Genomic DNA, 14031 nt, shown 5'->3' with positions numbered 1-14031 from the left:
TCGGACTTCCTCCTTAATCCACAGCCCGAGACAGAGAACGGTGTCAAAGACCCTGCCGTGTTAGGCTCCGGTTCCCTCAGAAACATCTTTCGTCACCCTGTGAAGCGCGGCATTGTCGGCCAGAACGTCCTCCACAAGGCACCGTACCCGCTTTCCCTCATCAACCGTCTTGTCCGGTTCTCGACCGACCCGGCGACATGGTCCTTGACCCATTCCTCGGGAGCGGAACAATGGCTGAGTTAGTTCTCAAACTGAATCAGAAATATATAAGGTGAGAAACTAATTCTGAGTTTGAGGAACTGCTCCGTGATCGGCTGAACATCACCGACGACGGGCAGGCAACTCTCGGAGAATATTAGTGACAGTGATGCAGACACTCGTCTGTGCCAAACAGACTTGTAGAAAATCTCGGACTTACAAATCTCGACTCTTATGAGCGGCATACTCACATCGAGTCTATCAAGAACCTTATTGGTAATCTCGACACAACTCACCCTGACATCCTTGAAGCCCACGATATAGACCCCGACCTCTATGACCGCGACTTCGGAACTGCTGTCAACTCAATCGGTGGGTTTGGACGAGAAGCCCATGGGCGACAGAGTGAGGAATGGGTGAAGGAGAATGTATTGCGACCTGGCGAGGAAGCAGGTCTGCTGACGTTCAGAGATAATCGAGACAACAGTCGGATCGATTTCGAAGCAGTACTGGAGTTGACCTCGCAGGAGGTCGCGTGGGAGGTCAAAGGTGGCGAAGGAGAGAGCCACAGTCACCTGGATGTCCCTGAGGACAGAGACTATGACCTCATCTTGGTCTGGAGCGATCTCCAGTCTCAGAAGGCAGAGCCACCGGAAAGGCGAATCAAGGAGATTGTCCGTCGTGACATCCGGACGGGTGTGAACGAGCGGCGGGATAGTGACAACGACATTCACTTCTCGGTGCTCCGGGACCCAATCGCTGGCGCCGAGCTGGATGGTGAACACATCCCGATTACGACGCTCCATCCGGTCGAGTATCCACACTTCGGGAACGTCGACCCAGATCTCCCGGATCTTAATGATATCCCGCTCATCGAGACCATCTACAGGGTACTTCTCGGACGGGACGACCTCACCGAGGATGTCATCAAGAAACAGATTTGGTTCCACGACCTGCGCCTCGTCGACATCTCCGACGAGGATGACGACCGAACTGACCTCTGGGTTCGGAAGAACTACTACAATGCCTACGACAACGACATCCAGCTTCGGAGCCAGCGGATCGAATACTATAATGACCGTGACGGTGACCCACACCAGAAGTCCGAGCTGGACGACGACCTACTCAACCGTCTGAGGAGGCACTAGACTATATAGTATCAACCCGAAAAGATAATGTAATAATTATAGACGCACCTTGAATGAGGGATTATTTTAGTAGTGGTAATTTATTGAAATATAGTGGTATGCATACTCCAATCTCGAAAGTATGCTCACGCCTCCCGGTCTCGTACTGTTGCAACAATGGTGGAGTTATTGGCGACTAAAGTTCTTCAGCAGCAATAATCACGGCTGCTATCATTAAGAGAGTCATCGCTAACTGAATAGGAAGAATAAATTCCCGGTATCGCTCAGTTTTGAGTTCTTCTATTTTTGATTGTTTCTTTACACTAAATGTGTGGTGATACCTGTTTGGGAATGGAATGGTCCGACCTTGTAACACCCTTTTCCGAAACCCAACCTCAGTTATATTTTCTGAATAGTTAGCTACTCTAATAGAAAAGTCATCTTCCTCGTCTGGGACTGTAAGGGAGAAATGATTGGTTTTGATCCCTGTTATTCTATCTTTCTTACTATATAACACAATATCAACTTCCTCTGTATATGGAAAAATATTTCTATCCTTATATTTCCAGTCCAACCTTAGGTTCGATTTGATTTCCCCATCGGGCTCCGTTCCAGGCTCTTCGCGTTTGCAGATAAACTTATCTTCTGGATTGAGATATCGGGCTTCTGGTTCACAATGATATTTTGCTAAGTGATTCTGTGATTTCACTTTTATTTCCATATCTTCTGCCTCATCTAGAGAAGGAACCGGTCCGATTAGCCCGACTTTAATCAGGACTTCTGGGTTGAAGCCAATGTATCCAGATACAGCAATAATACAGAAGATCGCGCTGAAAGCTACGACTCTTCGTCCCGTACTGGTATTGTTTTGGTTTCCTCCCATCCTTTCCCCCTTAGCTACAGACAATTTCCTCTATATTAGCTATTATTGTTATTTCGATACAGTAGGTTGTATTCGATATATCTTGGGGAAACAACCATTTGAGGGGGTTATGGCTGACTTCTAATATGAAGAGAACCTAAGAGTACCTCTTCTCAAGCTAGTAGCTGATTGAACAATATGCCGTTAGATTCTAAGGATTTTATTTCCTATCTAAATGGTTGATTGAATGCTATAACTTCAATCCCAGAACAATCCTATAGAGGGTTCTATTAATGGTTAATAGAACTTGCTGGACTCAGTACGCGTGAAAACGCGGACTGGCCTATAGGATTCATTATCACCTCATGACGGTTATACGTACTTCTCCGTCCAGTCGGTCATTGGCGACACTATGGACGAACCGCGTTTAGTGGTTGCGGAGCGGCTCGCCCTCGCGGGGACCGGGTAGTCGCCGCCGAGCGCCAACGCGTAAGTCGCTCGCCGACGACACGCGACGTATGGGGGAGCACTCGGGTCACGGCGGTCGGGGGGACGAACCGGACGAGGTCACGCGGGGATACGCACCGGGGGGTCACGGCGTGCCGGGCGGACTGTCGATAGCCGCGAACGGCCTCCGGTTCGCCCCCGGCGAGACGCGATTCGCGCCGGGCGAGGGCGCCGACTGGTCGTTCCGTATCGTCGACGACCGGGGGAACGCGGTGACGGACTTCGAGGACGCCCACGGCGAACTCGCTCACCTCGTCGTGGTGCGACGCGACCTGACGCGGTTCCAGCACCGCCATCCGACGCTGGACGTGGACGGAACGTGGACCGCGGAGGGGTTCGGGCTTCCGGAGCCGGGCGTCTACCGCGCCTTCGTGGACGTGGTCGCGAACGGGCGTCCGACGACGCTCGGGTTCGACCTGTTCGCGTCGGGAAGCGGCGACGTCGAAGGGCGCCCGGACGCGTCCCGGCGCGCGACCGCCGACGGGTACGACGTCGAACTGCTCACCGACGAGGTCGCCGCGGGCGAGAGCGGTCGGCTCGCGTTCGCGGTTCGTCGCGACGGCGGCTCCGTCCCGCACCTCGACCGGTACCTCGGCGCGCTCGGCCACCTCGTCGCGCTCCGGGAGGGCGACCTGGCGTACCTCCACGTCCACCCGGAGGCGACCGACCCCGACGGCGGCCGCATCGAGTTCGGCGTGCGATTTCCGACGCCGGGTCGGTACCGACTGTTCCTCCAGGCCAAGCCCGAGGGGACCCTCGTCACTGCCCGGTTCGACCTCCGAATCGACGCGTGAGCGTCGGCGGAAGAAGGGTACGGCAGCCGTGGCCGGTCGTTCGAGCGCCCTCGGTGCTGACCCGTCCGGCGCACATCTTTTTACTCCACGGCGTGGTGTTCGGTACCATGGAAGACGTGCGCTCAGTACAGATGGCGGACGCCGAACGCGACGAGTTCCTCCAACACGGCGGTACCGGAGTCATCTCCTTCGAGACGGACGAGGGAGACCCGCCGTACCAGCTACCGGTGTCGTACGGGTTCGACGTCGACGGCGGGGCGTTCTACTTCCGGCTCTCGTTCGCACCGGACGCCGAGAAGGAGGAGGTCGTCGACGAGGACCGTCCCGTCTCGTTCGTCGCGTACGACCGCACGGACGGCGGCTGGCGGAGCGTCGTCGCCACCGGACGTCTGGAGGAGGTGACGGAGGCGGAGATCGGCACGGAGGCCGCCGAGGCGATGCGGACCGTCGAGATTCCCATCGTCGACGTGTTCGACAGGCATCCCCGCGAGGTGACCTTCCGCTTCTTCCGCCTCGACGCCGACGACGTCACCGGTCGGAAGGAAGCCCAGAGCGAGAGCTAACCGCCCGACGGGCGTGTGACGATTCGGGTCCCCCACCCTGGGTCGCCGACGGAGAGAGAAGACGGCTTCGACGCTCGGCGTTACTCCTCTTTTATCTCTTGAAGCTGTGCGACCAGTTCGTCGTTGGTCGCTTCGGAGTCGAATTCGATGCTTCCCTCGTGGGAGTTCTCGTGGACGTTGACGGCGGCGTCCTCGTCCATGTCGTGGTCCTCGTCCTGTTGTTCCGATTCGTCGTAGCTTCCGAAGCCCATGCGATAGTTGGTATCGGCGTTCCCTACTAAAGCCGTGCGATGTTCTCGGGCGAGAGCTGCGACGAGTCAGTAGCTCGAACCGACGTTGCGGTCGCGGTCCTCGCTGCCGCGAAGCTCGTGCACCTGTAGATGGGGAACAGCAGGCCCTCCAGGCGACCGGAGACGCCGGTCACCTCGTGGCGCTGGACCGACGGTACGTGCTGGAGACCGGACGGTGTCTCTTCTACACCTTCGACCGTGCCATTCCCGACCGCGCGGCCCCGATGAAAAGGAACTAATTTACGCCGGGGCTGGCAACCAAGACAGGAATGACAGGGAGGGTTGTGCATGCGCGTCATCATCGTCGGCGCCGGTGAGGTCGGGTCCTCCATCGCGGCGAACCTCGCGGGCAGCCACGAGGTCGTCGTGGTCGACCGCGACCCCGAGCGCGTCGACTCGCTGACCTACTCGCTCGACGTACTGGCTGTCGAGGGCGACGGCACGTCCCTGAAGACGCTTCGCGAAGCCGACATCGAGGCGGCCGACATGGTCATCGCCAGCACCGACGACGACGAGACCAACCTCGTCGTCTGCGGGACGGCGAAGACAGTCGACGACCCGTTCACCATCGCCCGGGTGAAGAAGGTCGACTACCTCGACACGTGGGAGCGCGCCGACCAGCGCGCGTTCGGCGTCGACTTCATGGTGTGTACGAACCTGCTGACCGCGACGGACATCGTGCACGTCATCGGCCTGCCCGCCGCCCGCGACGTGGACCCGTTCGCCGGCGGCAAGGTCCAGATGGCCGAGTTCGAGGTGCGGTCCGACAGCCCCATCGCGGACCAGACGGTCCAGCAGGCCGACCACTTCGACTCGCTCACCTTCGCGGCCATCATCCGCAACGGCGACGTCGCCATCCCGAAGGGCGATACGCTCATCCGGGCCGACGACAAGGTTGTCGTCATCGGGAGCCCCGAGAGCGTCCAGCAGTTCGCCCGCGAGGTCGCGCCCGACGAGACGCCGAGCAAGGACAAGGAACTCGTCGTCATCGGTGGGAGCGAGATCGGCTTCCACACCGCGCGACTGATGGAGGAACGGGACCTCCGCCCCCGACTCATCGAACGCGACCACGAACGCGCCCGGGAACTCGCCGAGGACCTGCCGCACACGGTCGTCATGGAGAGCGACGCGACCGACGCGGAGTTCCTCACCCGCGAACACGTCGACGAGGCGGACGTCGTCGTCGCGGCGCTGGAGAACGACGAGAAGAACCTGCTCGTCTCCGTCCTCGCCAAGCAACTCGGCGCGGAGCGAGCCATCGCCGTCGTCGAGGACGCCGAGTACGTGGACCTGTTCGAGCAGGTCGGCATCGACGTGGCCATCAACCCCCGCGAGGTGACCGCCGAGGAGATAACCCGATTCACGCGCGAGGCGCCCGCGGAGAACGTCGCGCTCATCGAGAACGACCGAGCCGAGGTGCTGGAGATCGAGGTCGACGGGGACAGCGTGCTCGCGGACGCGTCGATCCAGAACGCGGTCTCCAGGCTCCCCAACGGCGTCGTCGTCGGCGCGATAACCCGCGACGGCGAGTTCGTCGTCCCGCGCGGTGACACGGTCGTGCAGCGCGGCGACCACGTGGTCGTGTTCGTGGACACCGACGTGCTGGACGAAGTGAGCGCCCAGCTATGAACGTGGTCGGCTGGCGACTCCGTGTCGACTGGCGCGCCAGCGTCAGCCTGGTCGGGTCGGTGCTGAAGTGGCTCGCGGTTCCGCTGGTGTTCCCCCTGCTCGTCGGCCTGTACTACGGCGAGGGCGTGGTCACCTTCCTCGTTACCATCGCCGTCACCGCCACCGTCGGCTGGCTGCTCGAACGTCTCGACCCCGACCCCGACATGGGTGCTCGCGAGGGATTCCTGATGGTCGCGCTGACGTGGCTCGCCGTCTCGATCGTCGGCAGTCTCCCCTACCTCGTCGCCGGCAACGGACTCCTCGTCGTCGAGACGTTCCCCTACCTCGTCGTCGAGTCCGGCCCGTCGACGCTGTCGACCCCGGTCAACGCGCTGTTCGAGAGCATGAGCGGATTCACGACGACGGGAGCGACCGTGATGGGGGACATCTCCTTCGAGACCCACTCCCGGGCGGTCATGATGTGGCGACAGCAGACCCAGTGGCTCGGCGGGATGGGCATCGTCGTTCTCGCGGTCGCCATCCTCCCCGAACTGTCGGTTGGGGGTGCGCAGCTGATGGACACCGAAGCGCCGGGTCCGGGTATCCAGAAGCTCACGCCCCGGATAGCCGAGACGGCTCGCGCGCTCTGGCGAGCGTACCTCGGCATCACCGCGCTCGAGATGCTGCTGCTGTACGGCCTCCACGTCGCCGGCGGCGTGCTCGGCACGCCCCTCGCGCCGGAGATGACGCTCTACAACGCCGTCGCGCACGGTTTCACGACGATGGCGACCGGCGGGTTCTCGCCGGAGGCACGCAGCATCGAGGCGTTCTCGGCGGTCGTCCAGTGGGTCATCATCCCCTTCATGGTCGCCGCCGGCACCAACTTCGCGCTGTTCTGGCACGCGCTGAACGGCGAGCCGAGGCGGTTCCTCGAAGACGCCGAGTTCCGGTTCTACGTCGGCGTGCTCGGGGTGCTGTCGGCAGTCCTCACGGTCCTGCTGTTCGTCGGTCCGGGTATCGCGACGACGCCGGAGCAGGTCGGGCCCGTCGCGGGCAACTTCGAATCGGCGGCCCGCCACGCTATCTTCCAGGTCGTCTCCATCATCACGACGACGGGGTACGCCAGCATGGACTTCAACACCTGGAGCGCCGGCGCGCAGTACCTCCTGCTCGTCGGCATGTTCGTCGGCGGTTCGGCGGGGTCGACCGGCGGTGCGATAAAGATCGTCCGCTGGTACGTCATCCTGAAGTCGCTGAAACGGGAGCTGTTCACGACCGTCCACCCCGAGGCCGTCCGACCGGTCCGGATCGGCGGGCGCGCCGTGGACGAACGGGCGCTCCGGGGTATCTACGTGTTCACCCTGCTGTACCTCGTCATCTTCTTCGTCGCCACCTTCCTCGTGTTCGTCGACGCGGAGCGAGCGGGCGGCCCGGCGCTGAACCTCCTCGAATCGATGAGCGCCGTCGCCGCGACGCTGGGCAACGTCGGTCCGGGGTTCCAGCTCGTCGGGCCGATGAACAGCTACCTGCCCTTCCCGCCGACGACGAAGCTGCTGATGGTCGCGTTGATGTGGATCGGCCGGCTCGAAATCCTGCCGGTGCTCGTGCTGCTGACGCCCGCCTACTGGCGCTCCTGACCCGTCGGGAGTGCGACCCCCGGTCGTCCGAACGCCGGGGTACCAAACGTTTTGGCGGTCGCTCTCGTACTGACGGCGATGATTCATGCGTACACCACCGTCATCACTGGCGGGGGTACGAGTCAGACGGTCGCCGAGCGCGTCCGGGAACTCCCGAACGTCACCGAGGCACACGTCGTGGCGGGCGATTTCGACGTCATCGCCGAAATCGAGGCCGACGACATCCACGGCATCCAGGAGACCGTCACCTCCGGCATCAGGTCGCTGGAGGCGGTCGGGACGACGCGGACGTACATCCGGCTCGACTGACGGTTCGGACGTCACGAGCACCCTCCGGGGCGCTCTCGGCTGCCGCTCGGGCGGTCGGAACGGTCGCGGGACGGCCGCCCCGTCTCACACCTCGACGGTCCAGGCGACGTACCCCTCCGGGCGGTCGTACACCTCCCGGAACGTCCGCTCGACGAACTGCGCGATGCGGTTGGGGTCGGCCTTGGCGCTGATTCGAACGTTCGTCCCCTCGGCCTCCTCGGGGCTCTCCAGTTGCGCTATCTTGAACGCCGGGAACTCCCCGAGCAGTTCCTTCAGGCGGTCGAGTTCCTCGTCCGTACAGTCGAGGTTGAGCGTTCGGTCGCCGAACTGCATCCACGGCGGAATCTCCTCGGTCCCGTCGGCGTCTTCGCTCTCCGCGGCCGCGTCCGCTTCGGCGTCGCTCTCCTCGCCGAGCGACTCGGCCTGGAAGGTGCAGAACGCGCTCCCGCGCTCGCGGTGGGCGACGATGGCGTCCGCGAACAGTTTCTGGCGGTCCGTGGGCTCCGCGGCGCTGAACCGGGTCATGTCCGGTCGTTCGTCGCCGCCCCTCAAAAGGTAGCCGTTCTTGCAAAGCGCAGCGGTTTCTTCAAGACTTTAAGCCAGGACGACGCAGGGTCTCCCATGGAGCCTCACATCCTCATCCTGGGTGCACCAGGCGCCGGCAAGGGAACGCAGAGCCGTCGCATCGCCGAGGAGTACGACGTCGAACACGTCACGACCGGCGACGCCCTCCGGGCGAACAAGCACATGGAGACCGAACACGGTACGCCTGCAAGTTACATGGACGAGGGCGAACTCGTGCCCGACCCGGTCGTGAACGAGATCGTTCAGGCGGCGCTGGACGAGGCGGACGGCTACGTCCTCGACGGCTATCCGCGGAACCTCTCGCAGGCCGAGTACCTCCACGAGATCACCGACCTCGACGTCGTGCTGTATCTCGACGTCGACGAGGAGGAACTCGTCCACCGGCTGACCGGCCGGCGACTCGACCCGGAGACGGGCGACATCTACCACGTCGAGTACGACCCCGCGGAGGACGAGGAGGTAGCGGAGCGCCTCGTCCAGCGCGAGGACGACACCGAGGAGACTGTCCGCGAACGCCTGCGAGTGTACCGGGAGAACACGGAACCGGTCGTCGAGTTCTACGACGATGAGGGCGCCCTCGTCCGCATCGACGGCGAACAGGCCCCGGACGAGGTCTGGGAGGACGTGCGGGACACCATCGAGTCGAACGCCTGAACGCCGTCGGACGCTGCCCCCACGGCCGGGATTCGCGAGACGACGCCACCGCTTTCGAGCAATATGAGAACTTTAAAGAGTACTACCTCCCTACCCGTAATCGAGCCCGGGTGGCTTAGCTGGACATAGCGCCGCACTCATAGGGTTCTGAGATTGGCGCTCAGGCCTTGGAAGCCTCCCATGCCCACGGGGCCCGCCAGCCTCGAACCTGGGTCATGCGGAGATCGAGGGTTCGGAGCCCTCCCCGGGCACTTACCAAAGAAGCCTTGTCATGCCCACGAGCCACAGCCGACGGGCAGACGAGACGCCCACTTCTCCCCCAACGGTGATGAATCCCCTCACGCAATAGCGACCGCTGTCGCGGCAGGAGAAACGACGGGGGCGAAACACACAGCGCACCGAGAGAATCAATTTACGTAGCAGAGAATACAGGTGCCGAAATCACCGGTACAGGGCATACCGTCAGCTAGTTGCCTTACATTTTTCGTCGAATATCGCCATTCTTCCGTTTTCGGCGATTTGGAATTCGAATTTTGCGCATGACCCATATTTAGAAGGCGAAACATGAACCGAATGTACTCTTGAGTTATCAACTAAACTAGCCTCGATTGTATACTCGTCTGGTTTTTCTGGAAGGTTATCAACAAAGGTGGATCCCAAGGTGCCGGACTCCTTGTTTGGCACGATATACGTATCCTCGACGACCAATTCCCCTTCAGAAGCTATCTTCAAGCTAGCCTGATAATCCGTACTTGGGTCGAAGTTTGTGAGTCTGACCGACCTTACAGTAGTACCCTTATCATCCGCAGATTGAGAACATCCGCCCAAGCTCACTCCCAAAAAACAGGAGACACAACTACCTAGGAACTTCCGACGGTCAACACCGTTGCCCATACATCATTCTAATATAATATAGCTGTATAAATTATTTGCACCTTCTATTACCAAAATTAATATGGTATAAGTACACCGTCGAGATAGGCTGTGAAGCAACTCCCTTGGACGTCATAGGCGGATGAATCCGGAGTAATAGCAACTGCAGTATTCTTCCATCGACAATGAAAGGAACACGTGCAATCTGTCCGAGGAGCGGTGCGCCTCTATCGGAAGAACGCCACCCAGACGAGCTTCGTCGGCCCCACCGTGAACCCTAACCAGACGAGGTCGCAATTCTTACCACTGGCGCAGTTTGTTCGTCAACAATCGCACTACTCCCCTACTCCCATCAAACTTACGATACACACGTCGACAACAGAAATGACCAATTTGTTCAACGAGCAGCACTGGCACGTCGGCGAATCAAGAGAGCAAGTGATGCACGTGATGAATGGATGTGGTTCGCCCTGTGCGAACGCCTCTACCGACTAAACTACGATGTCGCTTGGACACGTGCGTATGCTGATATCGTGTGCCCACATTGTGGCATTTCTGTACTGCTCGTCCGTCAGTAACCGCCGAGAACCTCTACGAAGCTCCCGAGCGCCCACCGCAGGTTCTCACCGCCGGTGAGCAGGAAGTCGGCCACCGCGAGGATGGCAACCAGTGCGAGGACGCCGCCGGAGATGGTAATCTCGGGCGTATCGTCGTCGAGGTTGAATCTACCTCTTACCACGGTTTCCCTACCGTAGTTGACGGACGGGACGGTGAAAACACCGCCACTTCTTCCACCTGAAACGGCAGTGAATAGAACACGTCAGTCCGTCGGACTGCCGTCGCTGTCGGGTCGTCGTCAGAAAGATGGCGGCGAAACCCGGGTTCGTCAGTCCGCTGTCGAGGAGACGTCCATCTGCTCGGTCGCCTCCACGAGTTCGTCGAGGGCCTCCTCTTCCTCTTCGAGATTCTGGTGGAGGAGGTCCCCCGCCTCGTCGTGGCCCAGCTGGTCGGCGAGATGCGCGAGGTTCCCGTAGGCCGCGATCTCCAGGTGCTCGGACTTCTGGGCGGCCGTGAGGTCGAACGCTTCGAGCGCCTCCTGCTCGGGGTCGTTCTGGACGAACTCGTCGTGGTCCTCGACGAGGCCGTCGATGGCGTGGAGCTGCTTCTCCTCCGGCGAGACGCCGACCTTGTCGAAGACCTCCTCGAGACGCTCGACGTGGCCTTCGGTCTCCTGGCGATGCTCGCGGAACGCGCTCTGGGCCTTCTCGTCGCTGACCTCGCTCTCCAGGTCGTCGAGCGCGTCGAGCAGCTGCTTTTCCGTGTAGTACATCTCTTTCAGACCCGTCTCGAACAGGTCGTCGAGGCTTTCGGTGCTCATTGTTGATCTCCACTCTATCCGAACACGGGTACGTTGTTAGGCGTTCGAGTTGCAAGCGCACCCTCTTTATCTCTGTCCGGGTTCGTCGTCGCCTGATAGCGATTTTCTGCGTCCGATACCCGGACTCTCCGGCCGGTTTCCGATGCGTTCTCCTCCGGCCTGGAACTTCCCGTCGGTCGTCAGTAGTGCCCGAGATGAAACTCCGATAACAGATTTCACAAAATATATTTTGTGGTAGTGAAACAGAGTCTCGTTTCTCGGAACTCTCTATTTTAGGCCAGCCAAAATCTATTACTTCGATGACAAGTCTTATGCGGGCCGAAGCCGAACGCCTCCGTATGGGACTGCTGGCGAACCTCGTTCTGGTGTTCATCGCAGGGTTGGTGACGGCCCTGGCGACCGGCGTCGGAGCGATACCGTTCTTCCTCGTCGACGACGTGAGCGACCGCTGGAACGTCACGCTCTGGGGGCTGGCCTCGGGCATCATGGTCGCTGCGTCGGTGTTCGGCCTCATCTTCGAGGGCGTGTCGAACGGCAACGGAGGGAGCGTCTGGGGGGTGGCGCTGGGGATGCTGGTCGGCGTCGCGCTCGTCATCGTCAGCCACCGCGTCATCTCCGGCACGGAGGTGAACCCCCGGCAGTACGAGGAAGCCGACTACAAGAAACTCGTGCTCATCCTCGGCATCCTGACGGTCCACAGTTTCCCCGAGGGCGTCGCTATCGGCGTCTCGTTCGCCGAACTCGGCTTCGAAGGCGGAATCGGTCTCCTCGGGTTCACCGTGCCGCTGCTCGCCATCTTCATGACCATCGCCATCTCCATCCACAACGTCCCCGAGGGTCTGGCCATCTCCATCCCGCTACGCGCGATGAACGTCGGCAAGTGGCGCATGGTCTGGTGGGCCGTCTTCTCCAGTCTCCCCCAGCCCATCGGCGCGGTCATCGCGTTCTACTTCGTCCGCATCGCCCGGCAGTTCCTCCCGATAGGGTTCGGCTTCGCCGCCGGCGCGATGATATATCTCGTCGCATCGGAGTTCGTCCCCGAGGCGCTGGAGATCGGCGAGGGACTGCCGAGTCGCGGCTACCCCGAACTGGTCGCGGGTGTCGTCCTCGGCGTCGTACTGATGGTACCGCTGGCGCTGATACAGGTCTGAGGCGCCCGTAGAACTCGACGTAAACGGTTTCGAGCTATATGCGGCGGTGTAAGCCGTCCCTTCGTCCCCGTTCGAACGACGTGAACGGAGTGAACTGGCGTCAACGCTCGCCCCCCTACAAGACCGCTGGGCGAGAGAGACGGACGTGGGCAGGTGTGCCAAGCATGTCGAAAGCATTCGAGAACGACGACGCGCCTTTGGTCGGCAGCGGTGCCGACGCCGGGCGCGCCACGGTCGGTGTACTGGAGCGGTGTCGTGCACACGTTCTCGCACCGGTTCGATTCGTGGGGTTCTGGTCCGCCGTCGTCCTCCCGTTCCTCTATCTCCCGCTGCTCCTGGGTGGACTCGACGGCACCGAGTGGATGGTCTTCTTGTCCCTGCTGGCGCTCGACTGTCTCGCCCTCCTCGCGGGCCACTCCTACGGACGGGAGTGACCCGCGGCGCGGATTTCGGTCGATTTAACGCCGTGCTCTCGAAATCGTCACGACATGGAACTGGAAACCGTGTCGCTGGGAGCGACTGGTACCCGCGTGAGCGAACTCGCGTTCGGCACGTGGCGGTTCGGACACGAGAACGACGACGGCGAAGTCGAAATCGGCGAGGAGCAGGCCCACGAACTGCTCGACGCGTACGCCGACGCGGGCGGTAACTTCATCGACACCGCCGACATGTACGGCGACGGCGACAGCGAGCGCTTCATCGGGAACTGGCTCGCCGACCGCGACCGCGAGGACTTCGTCGTCGCCTCGAAGATATACTGGCCCACCCGGCCGGACGACCCGAACGGCCGCGGCCTCTCGCGCAAACACCTGCGCCGGCAGGTCGACCGCATCCTCGACCGTCTCGGCACCGACTACCTCGACCTGCTGTACGTCCACCGCTGGGACGACGACACGCCCGCAGACGAGTTCATGCGCACGCTCGACGGCTTCGTCCGCGACGGCAAGGTGAACTACCTCGGGACGTCGACGCTCGAACCGAACGCCTGGAAGGTCGTCAAGGCCAACGAGATGGAGTACGAGCCGTTCCGGCTCGCCCAGCCCCGGTACAACCTCGTCAACCGAGAGGTAGAGCCGAACTACCTGCCGATGTGCGACGACTACGACGTCGGCGTCGTTCCGTGGTCGCCGCTCGCGGGCGGGTTCCTGACCGGCAAGTACAGCCGCGACGAGGAGCCGCCGGCGGGCTCTCGCGGCGCCACCGACCAGCAGTTCCGCGACTCGTACCTCACCGACGAGAACTTCGACGTCCTCGAGACGGTCGAGGCGGTCGCCGACGAGGTCGGTGCCTCGACGGCCCAGGTCAGCCTCGCGTGGCTGCTCGAGCACGACGCCGTCACCGCACCCATCGTCGGCGCGCGCACTGTCGACCAACTGGAGGAGAACCTCGAAGCGACCCGGATAGAACTCTCCGACGAGCAGTTCGCGCGGCTCACCGACGCGAAGTCGGTCTGACCCCCGTCGGAACTCTCCGGTGCGACGCGACGGTCGACCGA

At 61.4% G+C, this 14031-nt stretch carries 17 protein-coding genes and 1 tRNA gene; 12 read left to right on the top strand and 6 right to left on the bottom strand.

Translation table 11 applies throughout. The annotated features are described in order from the left end of the window. Positions 1 to 197 precede the first annotated feature (197 nt). Both ACTF4R_RS09950 and ACTF4R_RS09945 read left to right on the top strand, forming a co-directional pair. On the top strand, positions 198 to 275 hold the full coding sequence (locus tag ACTF4R_RS09950) for a hypothetical protein (RefSeq protein ID WP_440007994.1): 78 nt from the start codon (positions 198 to 200) through the stop codon (positions 273 to 275). A gap of 108 nt (positions 276 to 383) precedes the next feature. Further along, positions 384 to 1346, top strand: coding sequence for a hypothetical protein (locus tag ACTF4R_RS09945; protein WP_440007690.1), 963 nt, complete (start codon positions 384 to 386; stop codon positions 1344 to 1346). Positions 1347 to 1521: 175 nt separating this feature from the next. Here the strand turns inward: ACTF4R_RS09945 and ACTF4R_RS09940 are convergent, their stop codons facing one another. Further along, on the bottom strand, positions 1522 to 2208 hold the full coding sequence (locus ACTF4R_RS09940; protein ID WP_440007689.1) for a hypothetical protein: 687 nt from the start codon (positions 2206 to 2208) through the stop codon (positions 1522 to 1524). Between the two features lie 497 nt (positions 2209 to 2705). Between ACTF4R_RS09940 and ACTF4R_RS09935 the strand changes: the two genes are divergently transcribed. Then, on the top strand, positions 2706 to 3488 hold the full coding sequence (locus tag ACTF4R_RS09935) for a hypothetical protein (RefSeq protein ID WP_440007688.1): 783 nt from the start codon (positions 2706 to 2708) through the stop codon (positions 3486 to 3488). 107 nt (positions 3489 to 3595) lie between these two features. After that, positions 3596 to 4051 carry a pyridoxamine 5'-phosphate oxidase family protein gene (locus ACTF4R_RS09930; protein WP_440007687.1) on the top strand — a complete coding sequence of 152 codons (456 nt, stop codon included), beginning with the start codon at positions 3596 to 3598 and terminating at the stop codon, positions 4049 to 4051. Positions 4052 to 4131: 80 nt separating this feature from the next. Here ACTF4R_RS09930 and ACTF4R_RS09925 read toward each other — a convergent pair whose 3' ends face one another. After that, on the bottom strand, positions 4132 to 4302 hold the full coding sequence (locus ACTF4R_RS09925) for a DUF5786 family protein (protein WP_113277055.1): 171 nt from the start codon (positions 4300 to 4302) through the stop codon (positions 4132 to 4134). 327 nt (positions 4303 to 4629) lie between these two features. On the opposite strand from ACTF4R_RS09925, the gene trkA reads away from it, so the two are divergent. The 3 genes from trkA (at position 4630) to ACTF4R_RS09910 (ending at position 7895) form a co-directional block, all read left to right on the top strand. Next, positions 4630 to 5970 carry a Trk system potassium transporter TrkA gene (gene trkA / locus ACTF4R_RS09920; RefSeq protein WP_440007686.1) on the top strand — a complete coding sequence of 447 codons (1341 nt, stop codon included), beginning with the start codon at positions 4630 to 4632 and terminating at the stop codon, positions 5968 to 5970. After that, the gene (locus ACTF4R_RS09915; protein ID WP_440007685.1) at positions 5967 to 7586 is read left to right on the top strand and encodes a TrkH family potassium uptake protein; all 1620 of its coding nucleotides are present in this window, start codon (positions 5967 to 5969) and stop codon (positions 7584 to 7586) included. Before trkA ends, ACTF4R_RS09915 begins: the two co-directional genes overlap by 4 nt. Positions 7587 to 7664: 78 nt before the next feature. Then, a complete protein-coding gene (locus ACTF4R_RS09910) occupies positions 7665 to 7895 on the top strand; it encodes an Lrp/AsnC ligand binding domain-containing protein (RefSeq protein ID WP_440007684.1) in 231 nt (76 codons plus the stop codon). An 84-nt stretch (positions 7896 to 7979) separates the two neighbouring features. On the opposite strand, the gene ACTF4R_RS09905 is transcribed toward ACTF4R_RS09910, so the two are convergent. Next, positions 7980 to 8420, bottom strand: a complete 441-nt coding sequence (locus ACTF4R_RS09905) for a DUF7975 family protein (RefSeq protein ID WP_433624974.1) — start codon at positions 8418 to 8420, stop codon at positions 7980 to 7982. A gap of 96 nt (positions 8421 to 8516) precedes the next feature. On the opposite strand from ACTF4R_RS09905, the gene ACTF4R_RS09900 reads away from it, so the two are divergent. After that, on the top strand, positions 8517 to 9134 hold the full coding sequence (locus ACTF4R_RS09900) for an adenylate kinase (protein ID WP_440007683.1): 618 nt from the start codon (positions 8517 to 8519) through the stop codon (positions 9132 to 9134). A gap of 104 nt (positions 9135 to 9238) precedes the next feature. After that, positions 9239 to 9385, top strand: a tRNA-Met gene (locus ACTF4R_RS09895). 211 nt (positions 9386 to 9596) lie between these two features. Here the strand turns inward: ACTF4R_RS09895 and ACTF4R_RS09890 are convergent. From ACTF4R_RS09890 to ACTF4R_RS09880, 3 genes are all read right to left on the bottom strand, one after another. Next, entirely contained in the window at positions 9597 to 10028 is a 432-nt protein-coding gene (locus ACTF4R_RS09890; protein WP_440007682.1) for a hypothetical protein, read from the bottom strand. Between the two features lie 550 nt (positions 10029 to 10578). After that, positions 10579 to 10746 carry a hypothetical protein gene (locus tag ACTF4R_RS09885; protein WP_440007681.1) on the bottom strand — a complete coding sequence of 56 codons (168 nt, stop codon included), beginning with the start codon at positions 10744 to 10746 and terminating at the stop codon, positions 10579 to 10581. 147 nt (positions 10747 to 10893) lie between these two features. Further along, the gene (locus tag ACTF4R_RS09880; RefSeq protein ID WP_440007680.1) at positions 10894 to 11385 is read right to left on the bottom strand and encodes a YciE/YciF ferroxidase family protein; all 492 of its coding nucleotides are present in this window, start codon (positions 11383 to 11385) and stop codon (positions 10894 to 10896) included. Between the two features lie 338 nt (positions 11386 to 11723). On the opposite strand from ACTF4R_RS09880, the gene ACTF4R_RS09875 reads away from it, so the two are divergent. The 3 genes from ACTF4R_RS09875 to ACTF4R_RS09865 all read left to right on the top strand — a co-directional run bounded on the left by ACTF4R_RS09875 (position 11724) and on the right by ACTF4R_RS09865 (position 13990). Beyond that, on the top strand, positions 11724 to 12536 hold the full coding sequence (locus tag ACTF4R_RS09875; RefSeq protein ID WP_433624966.1) for a ZIP family metal transporter: 813 nt from the start codon (positions 11724 to 11726) through the stop codon (positions 12534 to 12536). Between the two features lie 164 nt (positions 12537 to 12700). Continuing rightward, on the top strand, positions 12701 to 12970 hold the full coding sequence (locus ACTF4R_RS09870; protein ID WP_440007679.1) for a DUF8028 family protein: 270 nt from the start codon (positions 12701 to 12703) through the stop codon (positions 12968 to 12970). Positions 12971 to 13024: 54 nt separating this feature from the next. Then, the gene (locus tag ACTF4R_RS09865) at positions 13025 to 13990 is read left to right on the top strand and encodes an aldo/keto reductase (RefSeq protein WP_440007678.1); all 966 of its coding nucleotides are present in this window, start codon (positions 13025 to 13027) and stop codon (positions 13988 to 13990) included. The last annotated feature ends 41 nt before the right edge of the window (positions 13991 to 14031 follow it).

The organism is Halomicrococcus pelagicus (genome assembly GCF_051917725.1).
In the GTDB taxonomy this organism is placed as follows: Archaea; Halobacteriota; Halobacteria; order Halobacteriales; family Haladaptataceae; genus Halomicrococcus.
The sequence above is the reverse complement of the archived record's forward strand: the minus strand, read 5'-3'. Positions and strand labels throughout refer to the sequence as shown.